The organism is Actinotalea alkalitolerans, from assembly GCF_023369855.1.
GTDB lineage: Bacteria > Actinomycetota > Actinomycetes > Actinomycetales > Cellulomonadaceae > Actinotalea.
In genome coordinates, this window is sequence record NZ_JAMBPP010000009.1 from 1 (window position 1) to 19,059 (window position 19,059).

Genomic DNA, 19,059 nt, shown 5'->3' on the forward strand with positions numbered 1-19,059 from the left:
CGAGCAAGCCCACTACGCGGCCCTCAACCGAGCGCCGCAACCCGCATAGGAGCGGCAGAGAACCTGGGGCGCTTCACATCGCTTCCCGAACGGACCTACAGCCCCGAGGAGGTCGCCGAGCGCCTCGGCACCTCGCGGTGGTGGATCCGCCAGCAGGTCCGCGACGGCCGGCTCGAGCACCTGCGGCTCGGCAAGGCAAGGATCCGGTTCACCGAGGCCCAGGTCGCCGCCATCGTCGCCAACGCCACCGTGGCGCCCTCCCCCACGCCTCCGCGTGAGCCGATCGACACCGCGGTGCTCGGCCCGACGGTCCGCTCCTTGGGCGCCCACCGCACCCGCCCATCCGCCAGACGAGACGGCACGGAGGTCCTCTGAGAGCTCGAGAACAGCGACCCCCACGGGGACAGGACCGGTGAACTCGCTGCAAGGCGTCTCAACTGCTCCCAACGTTTCCGCAGGTCAGCGACCTGCGAGGATCAGGCGTGGGCAGCCGTCTCACCATTCGGACGGTTTCGAATCCCACTCGGGGCACGCGTCTGACCTGCGGAAACGCAGCAGTTCTTGTCCCCGCAGGGGGGACAGATCCGTCCCCCTGCGATGCGCCATGGGACACGACGAGCATCGAGAAGCGAGCCCGCTGGGACGGCACGGTGGCGTTCCGCGTGGGGTGGCGCGACCCCACGCAGGTGTCGACCCCACACCCGGGACCGGTCGAGCCGGTGCAGCGCAGGGGTGACGGAGTCCACCGGTGATGGATCGACGCCAAGGGCGCTAGGTTTCGTCCCATTCTTGATCATCGGCAGGGGGTAGTGGCGGTGCTGGGTGAGAGTCGAGCGCGCCTCGTACCTGATGGAGGTCACCATGTCTGATGTCCTTGTCTACCGGGACGCCCGCGCCGCTGCTGTGGAGCCTGGTGTCCTGATCGCAGCTGCATGTGAACGGTGGACGAGCGCGGTGTTCGTGCCCGAGGAAGGTGACCTCAGCAGCTCCACCCACGGCCAACTGCAACTCACGTCAGCTCAGGGCACTGTCCTGGTGGAGCTCTTGGCATCTACCGGCGGTCTGAATGTTCAGGGTGACGACGAGTCCGTCGCCGAGTTTCTGGTGTGGCTCTCCCACTGGCCTGGGTTGCCCCCTGGCTGGATGGCGTGGCCCTCCCAGAGCCCCGAACCGCTGCCCCTCAGCCCCGGACTGACCGCGCTGCAGGTCCTGGACTCCGAACGCTAGAGGCGCTCGCGTGGCGTTCAGCGGGCCCTCCCCGTGACCCCTCGCCCACTCGCCAGCCCGTGAGGGAAGACCTGCTAGAGCGATCTCGTCGTCCGAGAGGCGCGCCCCGCGCCAAGGGTTCCGCACGAGAGGTTCGCCCTCATAGGAGATGTGGTCGAGATCCAGGCTCTCGGTGCTGAGATCGTGGCCTATCTTCCGACGCCTGACTGCGAACGGACGGCCGTGCGCTCATCACGCTGGCGGACGACGAGGTCATCGACGATCTCACCATGGCTCCAGCGGATGACGATCCGGTTCGAGCGGAGGTCGTTGAGCCACTGGTTCGTCCGACTGCGCAGCCGACCGTTCCTGCGGATCACCACCGCGGCCCTCACGTAGGACGAACGAGCGGGGCCGCGGCGGCCACCGCGACGTAGAGAACTCCCAGGGCGATCCCCACCACCGCCATCCAGCGCCCGTGCCCCGTCGCGCGGGGTGTCCGGACCAGCGCCGCAGCGCCGAACCCGACAGCGAGGAGCTGAGGAACGAGGAACGCCGACAGGGGCACGCAGAGGATGCCGGCGACGAGGCTGGTGGCCGCCAGGGGGCTGTACCGCGCCAGGCGCGACCGAGGGTCCGACGCCGCGTCAACCTGAGGATCCATACCGGGAGGGTAGCGGCGAGCCTGCTGCTCCGTCTGAGCCGTTGATCCCTCGCCGAGGAACCAGATCGGGTCCGCGTCCACCCGAGGAGAGACGTGAGGGCGATGAGCTCCCAGCGCTCGAGCCGCACCTGCGCCCCTCGCCGTCACCCTGGCACCACGTGCCCGTGCGTCCAGAGCCCCGCCGGTCGAGTCCGTCGCGCGGTCGCCGCCGCGCGCCGTGACCGCCGTCGGACCCGCGAGAGCCCTCCGCTCAGCTCCCCGCAGATCCGGTCGGCAGCGCTGAGGACGGCACGAAGGCCTCGGGTCCCGCCTCTCCGCCGAGGCTCGCGGCGAGACGCTCACGGGCCCTGGCCAGATGCTCGTCGAGCATCGCGGCCGCGCCGTCGGCGTCGCCCGCCGCGATCAGCTCGAGGATCCGGGCGTGCTCGGCGACGATGATCTCCGGGCTGAGCTCCTGGCGGCCCTGGAGCTGGGCCATGCAGAGCTTCACCTCGAAGGCGAGCGAGTGGTAGACCGCACTGGTTCGCGGGCTGGCGAGGGCGTCGATCAGGCTGGTGTGGAAGCGCATGTCGGGGTCGACGATCTGCCAGGACCCCGCGGCCCAGATCGCAGCGATCTCCGCGTTGGCCTCCCGTGCCGCCTGCGGCACCGTGCGGCTCCCGGCCAGGCGACGCAGCACCTCGGACTCCAGGTAGGTGCGCGTGCGGTAGATGTCGCGCACGTCCGCGGGGCCGAGATGCACCACGCGCGCGGTCTTGTGGTTGTGACGGACCAGGACCTTCTCGCCGGTCAGCCGCTCGATCGCCGCTCGAGCGCTGGCGCGGGCGACGTCGTAGCGGTTCGCGACCTCCTGCTCGGTCAGGGGGGTCCCCGGGGCGATCGCCCCCGAGACGACCTTGTCGCGCAGGTCGTCGACCAGCGCGTCGACCAGGCTCGTCACCACGATCCCTCGAGCCATCGTCGCCTCCTCGAACCCGACGCAACAGCGGGGCCCTCTAGGACTCTTGTCACTTGCGTCTACTTGTCCGACAATATAGCGATCTCGAAGGGCCAGCGATCTCGAAAGGGAGAGTCGTGACAGTGCTGCTGCCGACCACCGTGCGCCATCCCTGCGCGGCGCTGCACAGATGACACACTCCCCCGCACCCGCGAGCCTGCAGACGTTGCTCACCGAGTGCGTCGCGGACCCGGCCCAGGTCCGCACCGACGACCTCTCGCGTCACGCCCTGTCCCACGACGCCTCGCACGTCCTGCTGCTCCCCGCAGCCGTCGTCACGCCCCGCGACGCCGAGGAGGTCGCCCGCCTGATGCGTGCCACCGCGAGCGCCGGCATCCCGCTGACCCTCCGGTCCGGCGGCACGAGCCTGTCCGGGCAGGCAGGTACCGACGGGGTCCTGGTCGACGTGCGCCGGCACTTCACCGCGGTCGAGGTGCTCGACGACGGCGCACGGGTCCGGGTGCAGCCCGGCGTGACCGTCCGACAGGTCAACGCCCGGCTGGCGCGGTACGGCCGCACCCTCGGTCCGGACCCGGCCAGCGAGGCGGCCTGCACCCTGGGCGGTGTGGTGGCCAACAACTCCTCGGGCATGGCCTGCGGGACGGCCGAGAACAGCTATCGCACGCTCGAGTCGCTGGTCGCCGTCCTGCCCTCGGGGACGGTGGTCGACACCGGTGCCCCCGACGTCGAGGTGACGCTCCGGGACCGCGAGCCCGACCTGCACGCCGGTCTCCTCGCCCTGCGCGACCGGGTGCTGGCCGACCCTGCGTCACGGGCCACGGTCGCCCGGCAGTTCGCGATGAAGAACACCATGGGCTACTCGATCAACGCCCTGACCGACTTCGACACCGTCGCGCAGATCCTGGCGCACCTGCTGGTCGGCAGCGAGGGGACGCTCGCCTTCCTCGCCTCGGTCACTCTGCGCACCGTGCCGCTGCGCACCCATGCGTCCTCCGCACTGCTGGTCTTCGACGACCTGTACGCCGCGAACCGCGCCCTGCCGGCCCTGGTGTCGACCGGTGCCGCGACCCTGGAGCTGATGGACGCCACGTCGTTGCGGGTGGGGCAGACGGTGCCGGGCGCACCTGCGGTCGTCCGGGCGCTCACCGTCGACCGGCAGGCGGCCCTGCTCGTGGAGTACCAGGCGACGTCAGCCGTCGAGCTCGACGCGCTGGCCGCTGCAGCGCGCCCGACCCTGGACTCGCTCCCCCTGAGTGCGCCGCTCGACCTGAGCACCGATCCCGCCGTCCGCGCCGGGCTGTGGGGCCTGCGCAAGGGGTTGTACACCGCTGTGGCCGGCGCGCGCCGCAGCGGGACGACTGCGCTGCTGGAGGACGTCGTCGTACCGGTCGAGCACCTGGCCGAGACGTGTGCCGCGCTCACGCGGCTGTTCGACAGGTACGGCTACCAGGACTCAGTGATCTTCGGTCATGCCAAGGACGGCAACATCCACTTCATGCTCACCGACAGGTTCGAGACGCCCGAGCAGCTGCGCCGCTACGCGGACTTCACCGAGTCGCTCGTGGACCTCGTGCTCAGCAACGGCGGCTCGCTCAAGGCCGAGCACGGCACCGGGCGGGTGATGGCCCCGTTCGTCCGGCGCCAGTACGGCGACGAGCTCTACGCGGTGATGCGCGAGGTCAAGAGGCTTTTCGACCCGCGCGGCCTGCTCAACCCGGGGGTGATCCTCACCGAGGACCGGCAGGCGCACCTGCGCCACATCAAGCTCGCTCCGTCCGTCGAGGCCGAGGTCGACCGGTGCGTCGAGTGCGGCTACTGCGAGCCGGTGTGCCCCTCCCGGGACCTCACCCTGACCCCGCGGCAGCGGATCGTGGTGCGCCGCGACATCCGGGCCGCCGAGCTCGCAGGCGACACCCGCACCGCCGCGAGCCTCGAGCGCGCCTACACCTACGCCGGGGTCCAGACCTGCGCGGTGGACGGCATGTGCAGCACCGCCTGCCCCGTTCAGATCGACACCGGACAGCTCGTCAAGCGGTTGCGCCGCGCGAGCGTCCCGGCTCCGGCCGCGGCGGTCTGGACGGGCGCCGCCCGGCACTGGGCCGGCACGACCACCCTCGCCCGCACCGCACTCGACCTCACCGACGCGCTCCCGCCGGTGCTGGGAGCGGCCCTGCGGGGCGTGAACACGGCGGCGCGCGCGGTGCTGGGCGCCGACAACCTCCCGCTGTGGTCGAGCGAGCTGCCCGGGGGCGGAAGCTCCCGGCGGCGACCGGCGCCCACCGGCACGCCGTCGGCCGTGTACCTGCCCGCGTGCGTCAACGTGATGTTCGGACCGGTCGAGGGCCCCGGCGTCCAGCAGAGCCTCGAGGCGTTGTGCGCGGCCGCGGGTATCAGCCTGCTCGTGCCCGAGGGGATCGACGCGCTGTGCTGCGGCACCCCGTGGTCCTCCAAGGGTGTCGACGCCGGGTACGAGGCGATGCGCGCCGCCGTGCTCCCGACGATCCGGGTCGCGACCCAGGACGGTCGACTGCCGGTGATCTGCGACGCGTCCTCGTGCACCGAAGGCCTGCGGCACCTGGTCGGGAGCGACCCGGACCTGCACGTCCAGGTGATCGACGCCGTCGCGTTCGTCGCCGAGCACGTGCTGCCGCTGCTCCCGGACCATCCCCGGCGTGCCTCGCTGACCCTGCACCCCACCTGCTCCTCGACCCAGCTGGGGCTCAACCCCGACCTGGTGCGGGTGGCGCAGGCCGTCGCGCAGGAGGTCACCGTCCCGCTCGACTGGGGCTGCTGCGCCTTCGCCGGCGACCGCGGGATGCTGCACCCCGAGCTGACCGCCTCGGCCACCGGGCCAGAGGTCACCGAGGTCGCCGCGGTGGGCTCCGCGGCGCACGCCTCGTGCAACCGGACCTGCGAGCTCGGCATGACCCGGGCCACCGGGGTCCCCTACCGGCACGTGCTCGAGCTCCTCGCCGAGCAGGCCCTCCACGACCGCCCGTTCGACCGTCCGCACACATCCAGCAAAGGAGCACGGAGATGAACACGGAGAGCACGGCACTGGTCCTGATCGAGTTCCAGAACGACTTCACCACCGAGGGCGGCACGCTGCACGGCGCCGTCAGCGAGGTCATGGAGTCCACCGGGATGCTCACGAACGCGCGGCGAGCGCTCGAGGCCTCTCGCGCCGCCGGGGTGACGGTCATCCACAGCCCGATCGCCTTCCAGGAGGGATACCACGAGATCACCTCCCACCCCTACGGGATCCTCAAGGGGGTCGTCGACACGTCCTCGTTCGTCAAGGGCAGCTGGGGCGCGGAGATCGTCGGCGACGTCGCCCCGGCCGACGGCGACATCGTCATCGAGGGCAAGCGCGGGCTGGATGCCTTCGGCTCGACCAACCTCGACTTCATCCTGCGGTCCAAGGGCATCACCACTGTGGTGCTCGCCGGGTTCCTCACCAACTGCTGCGTGGAGTCGACCATGCGGTCGGCCTACGAGAAGGGCTTCGAGGTTCTCACCCTGACCGACGCCGTCGGCGCGACGTCCCAGGCCGAGCACGACAACGCGATCCAGTACGACTACCCGATGTTCTCCAAGCCGACGACCGTCGAGGAGTACGTCGCGGCGCTGCAGGGCGCCACGGTCTCGGCCGACACCTCACGGGGGTACTGACCCGCATCCCGGAGTCCGCGGGCACGCCCGCGGCCACTGTCGTCGCGGTGGCCGCGGGTGTGATCAGTGGGCGAACGCGTCGACACGCCGGGTCGAGGGCGGCGGCCATGCGACCGACCTTGTCGTGCGGGACGTCGTCTCAGCCCGGAGCCCGTCCCGTGGACTCCCTGACCACGAGCTTCGTCGGCAGGACGAGGGGCTCCCCGGTCCACGAGCTCGCACCCCCGATGAGGGCGATCACGTTGCGCACCGCCGTCTCCCCCACGGCGTGCAGCGGCGAGGCGACCGTCGTGAGCCGCGGGGAGACGAGCTCCGCGACGTTGGCGTTGTCGAAGCCCACCACGCTCACGTCGTCGGGTGTCTGGTTCCCCGAGGCTCGAGCCGCATGGATGAACCCCACGGCCACGAGATCGTTGAAGGCGACCACCCCCGAGGTGGGGTGCTCGCCCCACAGGGCCGCACCCTGGACCCCACCCTCGACGGTGGGAGCCACCGGACCCACCCTGCGCACCCGGACGCCGAGCTCGGCGGCGACGGTGCGCAGCGAGCTCCATCGGAGCCCGTCAGCCCAGGATGCCTCCGGTCCGGCCACGTAGGTCACCTGCCGGTGGCCGAGCTCGGCGAGGTGGGTCAGTGCGTAGCGCATGCCCCGGACGTTGTCGTGGACCACGCTCGGGACCCCTTGCACGGCCCGGTTGAGGACTACCATCGGGCGCTGCTTGGCGATCTGCCGGATCGCGGAGTCCGTCATCCGGGAGCTCGTGAGGACCAGACCGTCGACGTTGGGGATCGCCCGCTCCATGGCGACCCGCTCACGCGCCGCGGACTCCTGGGTGTTCGCGAGAAGGAGCGTGAACCCTGCTGCCGAGGCCGCGTCCTCGCATCCCCGGATGATCTCGAGGTACCCCGGGTTGGCGATGTCGGTGAGCAGGAGCGCGATCATGCCCGTCGGCGCGGAACCACGCTGGGTGTGCAGCCGTGCCCTGTAGCCCAGGGTTGCCGCGGCGGCCAGGACGCGCTCGGCGGTCTCGGCCCCGACCCGACCCGGCCGGGAGAACGTGCGGGAGACCGTCGCGGTGGAGACGCCGGCAGCACGCGCCACGTCGTAGATCGACGGCGGGTGCGCAGCGCCGCGCTCTGGCATGCCGCCACCCTAACCGCTGGTAACAAGTGGCAACACGTTGGGAGTTGCGCCCGGACGATGAGTGGATGGGCATCGCCGCCCCGCGAAAGACCTCGGGGCAACGCATCGGGACGCACGTCGTGCTCCCCCACGAGAGGAATCCGCAATGAGGCGAAACAGAGCACTTCCGACGATGGCAGTCACTCTTCTCGCAGGGCTCGTCCTGGCCGGCTGCGCGGGAGACGCCGAGCCAGGTGCCACCGGGGCACCGGAGGCCACGTCCGGTGAGTCCGGCACGGCCGGCGGGTCCGTGGAGTGGCGGATCGCCCTGAACCAGACCGCCGACCACCCCATCACCGTCTCCGTGCAGGGCATGGCCGACCGCGTGAACGAGCTCACCGAGGGTCGGGTGGACATCGAGGTCTTCCCCAACGAGTCGCTCGGCGCGCAGGCCGAGGCACTCCAGCTGGTCGCCGACGGCACCATCGAGCTGGCCATCATCAGCGGCCCACAGCTCGAGAACATGAACACCGACTTCCTGGTGTTCAACCTGCCGCTCGTCTTCGACGACATCGACCACCAGATGTCGGTCGTCAACGACGACGAGATCGTCGGAGACCTGTACGCCTCCCTCGAGGACCGGAACGTCTCGGTCCTCGGCGCCTACACGGCGGGCGACCGGAACATCTACACGACCGACAAGCCCATCGTGACCCCGGCGGACACCGCAGGTCTCAAGATCCGGGTGCAGGAGTCGGAGACCCACCTCAAGATGATCGAGCTCATGGGGGGCTCACCGACACCGATGGCGTTCGGTGAGGTCTACACCGCCCTGCAGTCAGGCGTGCTCGACGGAGCCGAGAACAACGAGGTCTCCTACGTGAGCCAGCGCCACGTCGAGGTCGCGCCCTACTTCTCCTACACGCGCCACCTCATCGTCCCCGACTACCTCGTGGCGAGCACCAGCTCGCTCGACGAGCTGTCGGCCGAGGACCGAGCCATCTTCGACGAGGAGTTCCTTGCCTCCGTCGAGGAGCAGGTCGCCCTCTGGGCGACGGCGACCGACGAGGCCATCGCGGCGATGGAGGAGGCCGGGGTCGAGTTCAGCGACGTCGACACGAGCCTCTTCGCCGATGCGATCGCACCGCTGGTCGACTCCTCACTGACCTCGGACAACGCCCGCGCGATCTACGACGCCACCCGCGCGGCGGCAGCCTGACCTGGGCTCCCGTCCGGGCGCGGTGCGCCCGGACGGGAAGCGGGTGCCGCACGCGGAGCCAGGACAAGGGAAGGGGGTCGGAGCGATGCACGAGCCGGAGCAGGCAGTCTCAGCCGGAGGGCAGCTCGAGCAGCTGCGCGACCTCGCCCGGGCGCGCGGGGTCCACACCCTGGTGCTGCGTTCGCCCGCGACGCTGTCCTGGTTGACCGGGGCGCGCTGGCACACCCAGCAGTCCCTGCACTCCCCCTGCTTCGACGTCGTCCTCGACGGGCTCGACGGGTCCCCCGGCAGCCCGGTCGGTGTGCGGGTGGTCACCTCCGTCATCGAGGCACCTCGACTGCGCGACATCGAGCTCGCCGGAGCCTTCCGCGACGACTACGAGATCGACACCGTCGACTGGGACCAGGACCGCACCGACCGCCTGCCCGCGGGGCCGGGGGTCGGGTCGGACGAGGCAGCGCGCGACCACCCCGGAGGGCGTGTCGACCTCGCCGACGCAGTAGCCGGTCTACGCCGGGTCCTGACACCGTGGCACCGCGCCGAGCTCACCACGCTCGCCGCGGAGTCCACCCGCCTCGTCGGGCAGGTCGCACGCACGGTGCGCACCGGTAACCAGGAGCGTGCGATAGCCGGCCGTCTTGCCGGCGCTCTGGTCACCGCCGGGATCGACCCGGTCGTGCTGTTCGTCGGGAGCGACCATCGCCTCACCACGCACCGGCACCCGCTGGCCACCGGCAGACCCGTCGAACGCGTCGCGATGCTGGCCTGCGTCGTCCGGCGTCGGGGCGTGGTCGCGAGCGTGACCCGTGTGGTCGCACCGGGTCGTCTGACCTCGCAGGAGCACGATCGATACCTCGCGCTGCTGCACGTGGAGGCGGCCTTCCTGAGTGCCACCCGTGTGGGCACCACGCTCGGCGAGGCCTTCGTCGCCGGCACGGCGAGCTACGCCGAGCACGGCTTCGACCCGCTGGAGTGGCGGCGCCACCACCAGGGCGGTCTGAGCGGGTTCGCGCCGCGCGAGGCCCTGGCGACCGCGGCGTCCAGGATCGAGCTGGCCGACGGCATGGTCTGCGCATGGAACCCCACCGGTGACGGCTGGAAGGTCGAGGACACCACGCTCGTCGGTCCGCAGGGGCCCACGACGCTGGACCTCGACCCGGGCTGGCCGACGCTGACCGTGGCAGGGCGCCGTCGGCCGGACGTGCTGCGCCTCACATGACAGCACCGCACATCCCCCGGGTTCGCTGAGGACGCCGCCCCCCGACCCACCTGACCCACCCGACCGAGCGACCACTGGAGCACGCGATGAGCACCCAGCTGCACTACACACCCCGCGAGACCCTGCGCCGGATCGAGCCGGCAGACATGGGCATGGTCTACACCTCTGCCGAACGCCTGGAGATCCACTCCGAGGTCCAGGTCGAGACAGGCCCGGAGGAGGTCGTCCTGCTGTGCATCGAGGGATCCGTCGACTACACCGTCGGGGAGCGGACGGGCACGGCCGTCCTGCGCGACGTCCTGTACCTCCCGCCAGGGTCCACAGCGACCCTGCACGGCCAGGACGCCGTGGTCATCCGCTTCGGTGCACCGTGCGACCGGACCACGAGCTTCGCCCACATCGCGTTCGCCGACGCCGACGGGGACCACCGGCACAAGGTCTACGGCGCGGTCGAGAACGGCACCCGCCGGGACGTGTGGAACCTGATCGACGAGTCGTTCGACTCCCAGCGCTTCCTCGTGGGCCTGTGCAAGGGCGCGGACGGCGGATGGACCGCCTGGCCCCCGCACGAGCACGGCGCGAAGCGGGAGGAGACGTACGTGTACTTCGACATGGGCGACTCCTTCGCAGCGCAGTTCGTCTACGAGGAGGACGCCATGGACGACCCGACGACGGTCGCCCTCGTGCGCAACGGGCACCTGGTCTCGGTACCCAGCGGCTACCACCCCAGCGTGGGGTCGCCGGCCGGCGGCATCTTCTACGCCTACTGCATGACCTCCGTGACGCCCGAGGACCGCGACTTCATGGACCTCACGATCCAGCCCCTGTACGGCGACCGGTTCATCTGAGCACTCGCCGTCGCACCCTCCGGGAGGAACCCGCATGATCAACGCCCCGTCGCTGGCGAACTGCGACTTCATGGACCTGCCTGACCAGGTGGCGCAGTTCGTCGACGCCGGGGTGAGGTTCTTCCACGTCGACGTCATGGACCAGCACTACGTCCCGAACCTGTGCTTCCCGGTCAGCTTCGTCGCCGACCTCAAGCGCCGCTACCCGCAGGTCGTGGTGGACGCGCACCTGATGGTGAGCGCACCCGACGTCTACCTCGACCGGCTGGCCGAGGCGGGCGCCGACTACGTGAGCTTCCCCTCGGACGCCACCAGCGTCGTCCGGCGGACGCTGGGCGCGATCCAGGAACGCGGCATGAAGGCCGGTGTGATGATCAACCCGTCCCAGCGGGTCGACGTGATCGAGCCCTACCTGCCCTACCTCGACTTCGTGGTGCTGATGACCGTCGAACCCGGCTTCGCCGGGCAGCGGTTCCTGCCGGGCTCCCTCGAGCGACTCGACGCGCTGGTCGCGATGCGCACCGCAGCGGGCTCCTCGATGCTGATCGAGATCGACGGCGGTGTCGACCACGAGATGGGGGCGGAGTGCGTCCGGCGTGGTGCGGACATCCTGGTCAGCGGGGTCTTCACGGTGTTCGGGCAACCCGACGGGATCGTGTCCGCGTGCCACCGCTTCCAGGCTGCGATGGACGCCGTCGAACGGTGACCGGCCAGGACCGTCAGAACAACGGCCACGGGACGGCCGGCATGTCGCCGTCAGGAGCGGGAAACCGCCCCGCCTGGAGCAGCTGGTCGCACCGTGCGGCGAGGGCGAGGACCTCCGGGCGACTCAGATGACCGACGAGCTGGTCTGCGAGATCCCCACCCAGGCGTGAGCGCACCCGCTCGACCCCCACGACCTCGTCGGGCGTGAGCGCCTCCCCCAGCCAGCCCCAGAGCACCGTCCGCAGCTTGGGCTCGACATGGAACGTGACGCCGTGGTCCACCCCGTAGCGGTGCCCGTCCGCCCGGGGCAGGACGTGGCCGCCCTTGCGGTCCGCGTTGTTCACGAGGACGTCGAACACCGCCATGCGTCGCAACGACGCGGAGTCCTCGTGGATCACCGTCACCCCCCGGCCGGCCTCGTCCGTCCCCTCGAGCACGGTGCGCCACCCCTCGGTCGGCACCGCCGAGGTGGCGACCACGTCGACCGGGTCCTGCCCGGGGTCGGGCTCCTGCCACAGCTGGGCCATGCCAGGACCGTAGGGACCCTCGCGCAGCCAGGTGCGAGGGACGACGTCCCAGCCGAGGGTCTGGGAGACCAGGTACGCAGCGACCTCGCGGTGCGCGAGGGTGCGGTCCGGGAAGTCCCACAAGGGCCGCTCGCCGGCCACCGGCTTGTAGACGACCGCGACCTCACCGATCCGGCCCACGAACGTCGCGTTCGAGGCGACGGTGAGGCGACCGACGATCTGGAGCTCGTCGCTGTCGAGGTCGACGTCGGGAGCGGTCACACGTCGTCGCGCGATCCGCAGACGTGACCGTCCTCGTCGATCGCCTCACCGCAGAGGGGGCAGGGCGGTCGCCCTGCCCGCACCACCCGGCGCGTGCGCTGCGCGAAGGCACGGGCCGTACCGACCGGGATCCGGACGACCAGCACCTCGCCCGGCTCCTGCACATCCGGTCCTGGCGCGGGGTCGTCCTCGTCCGGGGTCACCACGAGAGGGAACGCCTCGATGACGACCTGCGCGGTCCGCGGATCCCAGCCGAGGCGCATCGCACCGGCGCGGAACTGCTCCTCGACAGGCTGGTCGAGGGGGTCGTCGTCGAAGAGCTCGACGGGCGTCTCGGTCGGGACGCTCACGCGGTTGGCCTCGTCGGCCACCAGGTCGTCCAGGAGCTCGTCGATCCGCTCGGCGAGGACGGCCGACTGCTCCTTCTCCAGGACGACGCTGGTGGACCGGGACCCGGTTCGCGCCTGCAGGTAGAACGTCCGTTCGCCGGGGCGACCGACGGTGCCGACGACGACGCGGTCGGGCCAGTCGTACTCGTGGACGATGAGGGGCATGGCGCGAGTTTACGAGGGAGTCGGGCCGAGGGGGTGAGCGGTCCCGTGCCCCGCTCCTCCCCCGACCGGCGCATCGGTCTCCGGACCGTGGGTACCGAGCCACGCCAGGTCTGCGAACTCGGTGTTCGTCGCGACCACCTCCGGCCGGGTGGGCCCGTACCTGACGACGGAGATCGACGCGGGACCGACCGTGATGCGCTGGAAGAGGTCGAGGTGCATGCCCAGCGCGTCGGCCAGGACGGACTTGATCACGTCGCCATGGCTGACGGCCACCCAGACCGCACCCGGACCGTGGCGCGCCTCGAACGCAGCGTCGTGCCGCCGGACCGATGCCACCGCCCTGGCCTGCATGGCCGCCAACGACTCGCCGCCGGGGAACGCCGCGGCCGAGGGCTGGGTCTGCACCACGGTCCACAGCGGCTCCTTGGCGAGGTCAGCGAGCGTCCGACCCTGCCACTGCCCGTAGTCGCACTCGGTCAGAGCCCCGTCGATCTGCGTCGGCGGTGGGTCCTTCTGCCGTCCCACCAGGATCCGCGCCGTCTGACGGCAACGCTCGAGCGGGCTGGAGACCACCCCGACGAGCGGCACCACGCCGAGCCGTTCCGCGGTGCGCGCGGCCTGCGTGCGCCCGACCGCGTCGAGCCCGACCCCGGCCGTACGCCCGGCGAGGACACCCTGGGCGTTGGCGGTGGTGCGACCGTGCCGGACGAGGATGACGGTGGCCATCCCTGCAGCCTAGGCAAGCACGCAGCCGGACGGCTGATTGCTTCCCGCGACCTGGTGATCCGCGAGACGGTGGAGTTCATCACCACGAGAACCCTGGGCCGGGCACCCGGCCCACCGACGACGGAGGCGGGACCATGAACCAACCCGATCGGCACACCCCACGCCCGGGCGTGACCCGTGGACCTCAGCTCATCGCCTACGCCGATCGCTTCGGTGGCACGGTGGCCGGGCTGACGGCCCTGCTCCGAGGCCCGCTCGTCGGTGCCTTCGACGGGGTGCACGTCCTACCCTTCTTCACGCCCTTCGACGGCGCCGACGCAGGCTTCGACCCCGTGGACCACACCCAGGTCGACCCCCGGCTGGGTGGGTGGCAGGACGTCGCCACCTTGGCCGACGAGCACACCGTGATGGCCGACGTCATCGTCAACCACGTCTCGAGCGACTCGGCCCAGTTCCAGGACGTCGTGCGGGAGGGCAGGCGCTCACCCTGGGCGCCGATGTTCCTCACCTTCGACGCCGTGTTCCCCGACGGCGCGACCGAGGCCGACCTCGCGGCGATCTACCGACCCCGGCCCGGCCTGCCCTTCACCGCGATGACGCTCGGCACCGAGCGGCGCCTGGTGTGGACCACGTTCACGCCCGAGCAGGTCGACCTCGACGTACGCAGCCCCCTCGCCTGGGACTACCTGCGCACGGTGATCGACACGCTGACCTCATCGGGCGTGGGCATGCTCCGACTCGACGCCGTGGGTTACGTCGCCAAGGTTCCCGGCACCACCTGCTTCATGATCGACGAGGCCGCCGAGGTGGTCGGCCGCATCCGCGAGCACGCGCACCTGCGCGGGGCCCAGATGCTGCTCGAGATCCACGGGCACCACCTCCAGCAGATCGAGGCCGCACGCACCGTGGACCTCGTCTACGACTTCGCCCTGCCTCCCCTGGTCCTGCATGCCTTCGCCGCGGGCGACGCCGGACCCCTGGCACGATGGCTCGACATCCGCCCGACCAACACCGTGACCGTCCTGGACACGCACGACGGCATCGGCATCATCGACGCGGGTCGCGGACCGCAGGGCCAGGACGGGCTGCTGACCGACGAGCAGATCGACCGGCTGGTCGAGTGGATCCACGAGCAGAGCGGTGGCGGCAGCCGCGCGGCCACGGGTGGTGCGGCGTCGAACCTGGACCTCTACCAGGTGAACTGCACCTTCTTCGACGCCCTCGGGGCCGACGACGACCGCTACGTCCTGGCCCGCCTGATCCAGCTGTTCGTCCCCGGGATCCCGCAGGTCTACTACGTCGGTCTGATGGCGGGGCGCAACGACATGGGGCTCCTCGAACGCACCGGCGTGGGACGCGACATCAACCGGCACCGCTACGAGCGCCAGGAGATCGACGCCGAGCTGGCGCGACCCGTCGTCCGGCGCCAGCTCGCGGCGCTCCGGCTCCGAGCGGGCCACCCTGCGTTCGAGGGCGAGGCCCGGTGGCGGGTCGAGGGCACGGTGCTGCACGTCTCGTGGGCGCACGGCCAGCACCGCGCCACGCTCGAGGTCGATGTGGCGGCCGTCCGCGGGGTGGTGCGCGCGACGGGTCACGACGGGGTCCTGCGCGAGTCCACGGTCGAGGGCCTCGAGGCGATGGTGACCGCCGTGCTGTGACGCTCACGGTGCACCTGGTGGTGGTCGCCCAGGCCGCAACCGCTTCCATCACACTGATCCGGAGAAGCCTGCTCGTCCCGTGCAGCCCACTACCCGCCGATGACCGCTGCGTCCAGCTCCTGACCGACCAGGGTGGTCACCACCACGGAGAACCCGTTGGGGACCCGGCCCTCGAGCGCCACGACCAGGTCGTCGACATCGGGCAGGTCGCCGGGTGTGCGCACCTGGACGTAGAACGAGCCCGACACCAGGTCGACGTCGTCGACACGGCCGCCGGGCACGGCCGAGACCCATGTCTCGGCGGTCACGGTGACCCGGTCGGACCAGATCGCGACCGCGTAGGTGAAGGCCGAGTTCGCTGCCAGCGGCACGAGCACCAGCACGAGCAGGGTGCCGATGGCCACGAACGCTCGGCGCGGGGACAACGGGGTGCTGCCCGATACCTCGGTCGCGTAGCCCGCAGCGGTGAAGACCAGGACGCCCACGAGCACGAGGGCGACGACGTTCGACCCGAAGAGCACCAGGGCACCGCCCGCCAGGAACCAGGTCCCCTGGCCGATGCAGACACCGACGACGACGAGTGGGGGCACCAGGGAGATCGCGATCGCCACCCCGGGCAGGACGGCGGCGACGTCACGCCGCGCGAGCGCCACCGCTCCCGCTGCACCCGTGGCCACCGCAGCGACGAGGTCGAGCAGCCCCGGCGAGGTCCGGGCCGCGATCTGGCCGTTGGTGAAGAGGTCGACGTCTCCAGGGACCAGGAACGCGAAGACCACCCCGACGAGGACGACCAGCCCACCACCCAGCACGACGTGCCGCAGCGACCGTCCGGTGAGCAGGGCGTCACGCAGCACGACCCCCAGCGCGACCCCCATGATCGGGACCGACAGCGGCGCGATGATCATGGCGCCGATCACGGTCGCCGTGGAGTCGGACATCACCCCGGCCGCCGCGATGACCGCGGAGAGGGTGAGCATCGTCCAGAAGGCCGACCGCCTCGAGGCGACGTCCCCGGCCGCGAGGTCCACGTCGCCCGCGAGCTCACCGAGCGTGCGCCGCTGGGCGTCCGGCAAGAGGTGCTGGCCCCACTGCCCTCGCATGACCGCAGCCTTCCACGCTCAGCCCCGCACCACCACACCCCGGCGGTGACCTGGGAGCGCGGGCAGCCTTCTCGTCCCACGCCCCGGTCTACGCCTGGTGCGTCGCGAGTCACCGAACAGGTCGTTCATCGGGCGACCGTACGACGGCCGCGTGCCGCGCGTGCTGCCGGGGCACGGCGGGGGGACGACCACGACCGCGCTTGGTCGCCACGACCACACCGTCGACCACGACCTCGCCGCCCCACACACCCCACGGCTCACGCCGCGCCAGCGCACCCTCGAGGCACGCCACGCGCAGCGGGCAACCCTGGCAGAGCGCCTTGGCGCGTTCGGCGTCCACGGTCCGCTCGGCGAACCACAGAGCGGGGTCGTCCGCGCACGGCGTCGGCGCCACGTCCATACCGAGGACCGACAGGCCGTCCGGCGAGGAACCCTCACCCGCCCGGCCACGACGGCCCGTGCTGATCCGGGGCCGCCTGCCGACCCGACCGGGACCACCTGACGCGCCGGAGCCACCGCCCACGGCGGGCCCGTCGGCACCGACCGTCACCTCGCCGTTCCCTCGATGTTCCATGATGCGTTCCAGGACGATCTCCCTCCGGCTCCCCAGGGCATCCGCACCCTGCTAGAGAGGACCCCGCAACGGCACCGGACTCATCGGGCAGGACCGACCGATCCGTCGACGACCGAAATGGGCGGGACGCGCGTGCGGCGCCCGGCTAGGGTCTGGACCTCGTGAGCCGACTCGTCGAGACCCTGGTGCCGACCCGCCTCGGCACGGGCTTCCGCTGGCTGCTCGCCTCGTCCTGGATCAGCAACCTGGGTGACGGCATCGCCCTGGCTGCGGGGCCGCTGCTGGTCGCGTCGTTGACCCAGGACGCCCGTCTGGTGGCGCTGGCCGCCACGGTGCAGTGGTTGCCGCCGCTGATCTTCGGGCTCCTGGCCGGGGCACTCGCCGACCGGCTCGACCGGCGCCTCATGGTCGTGGTCGTCGACCTGGTCCGCGCGGCCGTCCTGGCGCTGCTCGTCGTCGCGATCCTCACCGAGCGGGTGTCGATCGCCGTGGTGCTGCTGGCTCTCTTCCTGGTAGGGACCGCCGAGGTCTTCGCCGACAACACCTCGCAGACGCTGCTGCCGATGCTGGTGGACCGTCGTGACCTCGCGGCGGCCAACCAGCGTCTCCAGGCAGGCTTCATCACCGTGAACCAGCTCGCCGGGCCCCCGCTCGGTGCCGCACTGTTCGTGGCCGGCTCGGTGTGGCCCTTCACGGCGCAGGCCGTGGTCGTCGCCGCGGGCGCGGTCCTGGTGTCGCGCATCGTCCTTCCGGCCCACCGGCGTGACACCGCCCGTCGTACGCACCTCAGGCACGACATCGCCGAGGGGTTTCGCTGGGTCAGGCACCACGCCGCGGTACGCACCCTCGTGCTGACCATCTTCATCTTCAACATCACCTTCGGCGCGGCCTGGTCGGTGCTCGTGCTCTACGCGACCCGACGCCTGGGTCTCGGTGAGCTGGGCTTCGGCCTGGTCACCACCGTCGGGGCGCTCGGCGGCCTGGCCGGGATCGTGTCCTACGGGTGGATCACCCGGCACGTGAGCCTTGGCAACGTCATGCGCATCGGGCTGGTGGTCGAGACCCTCACGCACCTCGGGCTCGCGATCACCACCCGACCCTGGGTCGCGATGCCGATCTTCTTCGTCTTCGGCGCCCATGCGTTCATCTGGGGGACGACCTCGATCACCATCCGCCAACGGGCTGTCCCGTCCGCGCTCCAGGGCCGGGTGGGCAGCGTGAACCTCGTCGGGGTGTTCGGCGGTCTGGTCCTCGGTTCAGGTCTGGGAGGTCTGCTCGCCGAGCGATGGGGCGTGACCGCGCCCTTCTGGTTCGCCTTCATCGGGTCGACCGTCTTCGTCGTGCTCATCTGGCGTCAGCTCGCGCACATCGCCCACGCTGACGAGGTGCCCGCACAGGTCTAGGCGTCCGCCGTCCGGTGCGCCGGGACCGGCACTCACCAACCGGTCGTCCCTCTGGCGCCCTTGAACGGGCCGACGACGCGACTCGTCCTCCACCCGCCGTAGAAGTCGCCCTCCTGAGCCTGGACGACCTCACCGTCGACGGTGCACAGGGTCATCCGACCGGGGTACAGCGCGACGTGGTCACGCAGGGCCTCGTACCCCGGCCCCGGCGTCGGATAGGTCCAGGCCGCTGCCCGGGCGAGGACCTCGCGCCCCGCGGCGTCCCGGCCGAGCACGTCGAAGTACACCGCCCGACCCTTGAACTCGCACCAGCTGGTGGCACCCACCGGAACCAGCGAGCCCGGGGCGACGGCGTCCGACGGCAGGTAGTACGTCGGCGGGTGCGACGTCTCCAGCACCCGCAGCGAGCGTCGCGTGTCGACGACCACACCAGCGCCCAGCCGGACCACCACGTGCTCCTCGCATGGCCGGACCACCGGCGGGCGCGGGTAGTCCCAGACCGACTCCTGCCCCGGCCCGGGCGGTTCGGCCGGCGCCCCAGCGGGCGGTGCTGTGCGGGGTCTCCACGGGTCCGAACCAGTCATCGCCATACTTGACAGTAGCCTCGAACCTGTGCAGTCGGGCGTTGTCAATGGCGATCAT

General features: G+C 71.2%; 19 protein-coding genes. 10 read left to right on the forward strand and 9 right to left on the reverse strand.

Features of this window, described 5'->3' with window-relative positions:
• Window positions 1-375, forward strand: a 375-nt coding sequence (locus tag M1R94_RS12340; RefSeq protein ID WP_249382008.1) for a helix-turn-helix transcriptional regulator, incomplete at its 5' end; no start/stop codon positions are given.
• A 447-nt stretch (window positions 376-822) separates the two neighbouring features.
• On the forward strand, window positions 823-1,227 hold the full coding sequence (locus tag M1R94_RS12345; RefSeq protein ID WP_249382009.1) for a hypothetical protein: 405 nt from the start codon (window positions 823-825) through the stop codon (window positions 1,225-1,227).
• Window positions 1,228-1,597: 370 nt separating this feature from the next.
• Here M1R94_RS12345 and M1R94_RS12350 read toward each other — a convergent pair whose 3' ends face one another.
• Together M1R94_RS12350 and M1R94_RS12355 are read right to left on the reverse strand one after the other, a co-directional pair.
• The gene (locus tag M1R94_RS12350) at window positions 1,598-1,870 is read right to left on the reverse strand and encodes a DUF4190 domain-containing protein (RefSeq protein ID WP_249382010.1); all 273 of its coding nucleotides are present in this window, start codon (window positions 1,868-1,870) and stop codon (window positions 1,598-1,600) included.
• A 250-nt stretch (window positions 1,871-2,120) separates the two neighbouring features.
• Complete coding sequence (locus M1R94_RS12355; protein WP_249382011.1) at window positions 2,121-2,828, reverse strand: GntR family transcriptional regulator; 708 nt, start codon at window positions 2,826-2,828, stop codon at window positions 2,121-2,123.
• A 169-nt stretch (window positions 2,829-2,997) separates the two neighbouring features.
• Here M1R94_RS12355 and M1R94_RS12360 point away from each other — a divergent pair, with 169 nt between their 5' ends.
• Both M1R94_RS12360 and M1R94_RS12365 read left to right on the forward strand, forming a co-directional pair.
• Window positions 2,998-5,868, forward strand: coding sequence for an FAD-binding and (Fe-S)-binding domain-containing protein (locus tag M1R94_RS12360; protein ID WP_249382012.1), 2,871 nt, complete (start codon window positions 2,998-3,000; stop codon window positions 5,866-5,868).
• On the forward strand, window positions 5,865-6,500 hold the full coding sequence (locus M1R94_RS12365) for a cysteine hydrolase family protein (RefSeq protein ID WP_249382013.1): 636 nt from the start codon (window positions 5,865-5,867) through the stop codon (window positions 6,498-6,500). Before M1R94_RS12360 ends, M1R94_RS12365 begins: the two co-directional genes overlap by 4 nt.
• A gap of 139 nt (window positions 6,501-6,639) precedes the next feature.
• On the opposite strand, the gene M1R94_RS12370 is transcribed toward M1R94_RS12365, so the two are convergent.
• Complete coding sequence (locus M1R94_RS12370; protein ID WP_249382014.1) at window positions 6,640-7,644, reverse strand: LacI family DNA-binding transcriptional regulator; 1,005 nt, start codon at window positions 7,642-7,644, stop codon at window positions 6,640-6,642.
• A 172-nt stretch (window positions 7,645-7,816) separates the two neighbouring features.
• Between M1R94_RS12370 and M1R94_RS12375 the strand changes: the two genes are divergently transcribed.
• From M1R94_RS12375 to M1R94_RS12390, 4 genes are all read left to right on the forward strand, one after another.
• Complete coding sequence (locus tag M1R94_RS12375; RefSeq protein ID WP_249382015.1) at window positions 7,817-8,842, forward strand: TRAP transporter substrate-binding protein; 1,026 nt, start codon at window positions 7,817-7,819, stop codon at window positions 8,840-8,842.
• An 85-nt stretch (window positions 8,843-8,927) separates the two neighbouring features.
• Window positions 8,928-10,061 (forward strand): M24 family metallopeptidase, encoded by a 1,134-nt coding sequence (locus tag M1R94_RS12380; RefSeq protein ID WP_249382016.1) that lies wholly within the window; start codon window positions 8,928-8,930, stop codon window positions 10,059-10,061.
• Window positions 10,062-10,147: 86 nt separating this feature from the next.
• Window positions 10,148-10,909, forward strand: coding sequence for a 5-deoxy-glucuronate isomerase (locus M1R94_RS12385; protein WP_249382017.1), 762 nt, complete (start codon window positions 10,148-10,150; stop codon window positions 10,907-10,909).
• A gap of 34 nt (window positions 10,910-10,943) precedes the next feature.
• Window positions 10,944-11,615 carry a ribulose-phosphate 3-epimerase gene (locus M1R94_RS12390; RefSeq protein ID WP_249382018.1) on the forward strand — a complete coding sequence of 224 codons (672 nt, stop codon included), beginning with the start codon at window positions 10,944-10,946 and terminating at the stop codon, window positions 11,613-11,615.
• A 13-nt stretch (window positions 11,616-11,628) separates the two neighbouring features.
• Here the strand turns inward: M1R94_RS12390 and M1R94_RS12395 are convergent, their stop codons facing one another.
• From M1R94_RS12395 to M1R94_RS12405, 3 genes are read right to left on the reverse strand one after another with little or no spacing between them, the layout of a single operon-like run.
• Window positions 11,629-12,402, reverse strand: a complete 774-nt coding sequence (locus tag M1R94_RS12395; RefSeq protein ID WP_249382019.1) for an SCO1664 family protein — start codon at window positions 12,400-12,402, stop codon at window positions 11,629-11,631.
• Entirely contained in the window at window positions 12,399-12,956 is a 558-nt protein-coding gene (locus M1R94_RS12400; protein ID WP_249382020.1) for a DUF3090 domain-containing protein, read from the reverse strand. Before M1R94_RS12400 ends, M1R94_RS12395 begins: the two co-directional genes overlap by 4 nt.
• 9 nt (window positions 12,957-12,965) lie before the next feature.
• Window positions 12,966-13,682, reverse strand: a complete 717-nt coding sequence (locus M1R94_RS12405) for an MSMEG_4193 family putative phosphomutase (RefSeq protein ID WP_249382021.1) — start codon at window positions 13,680-13,682, stop codon at window positions 12,966-12,968.
• A gap of 134 nt (window positions 13,683-13,816) precedes the next feature.
• Between M1R94_RS12405 and gtfA the strand changes: the two genes are divergently transcribed.
• Complete coding sequence (gene gtfA, locus M1R94_RS12410) at window positions 13,817-15,340, forward strand: sucrose phosphorylase (protein ID WP_249382022.1); 1,524 nt, start codon at window positions 13,817-13,819, stop codon at window positions 15,338-15,340.
• Window positions 15,341-15,429: 89 nt separating this feature from the next.
• Here gtfA and M1R94_RS12415 read toward each other — a convergent pair whose 3' ends face one another.
• Together M1R94_RS12415 and M1R94_RS20425 are read right to left on the reverse strand one after the other, a co-directional pair.
• Window positions 15,430-16,440: a TIGR00341 family protein gene (locus M1R94_RS12415; RefSeq protein WP_249382023.1), complete on the reverse strand. Its 1,011-nt coding sequence runs from the start codon at window positions 16,438-16,440 to the stop codon at window positions 15,430-15,432.
• 109 nt (window positions 16,441-16,549) lie between these two features.
• The gene (locus tag M1R94_RS20425) at window positions 16,550-17,014 is read right to left on the reverse strand and encodes a WhiB family transcriptional regulator (RefSeq protein ID WP_283253345.1); all 465 of its coding nucleotides are present in this window, start codon (window positions 17,012-17,014) and stop codon (window positions 16,550-16,552) included.
• A 161-nt stretch (window positions 17,015-17,175) separates the two neighbouring features.
• Between M1R94_RS20425 and M1R94_RS12425 the strand changes: the two genes are divergently transcribed.
• Complete coding sequence (locus M1R94_RS12425) at window positions 17,176-18,417, forward strand: MFS transporter (protein WP_249382024.1); 1,242 nt, start codon at window positions 17,176-17,178, stop codon at window positions 18,415-18,417.
• Between the two features lie 32 nt (window positions 18,418-18,449).
• Here M1R94_RS12425 and M1R94_RS12430 read toward each other — a convergent pair whose 3' ends face one another.
• Window positions 18,450-19,001 (reverse strand): DUF427 domain-containing protein, encoded by a 552-nt coding sequence (locus M1R94_RS12430; protein WP_249382025.1) that lies wholly within the window; start codon window positions 18,999-19,001, stop codon window positions 18,450-18,452.
• Window positions 19,002-19,059: the final 58 nt, after the last annotated feature.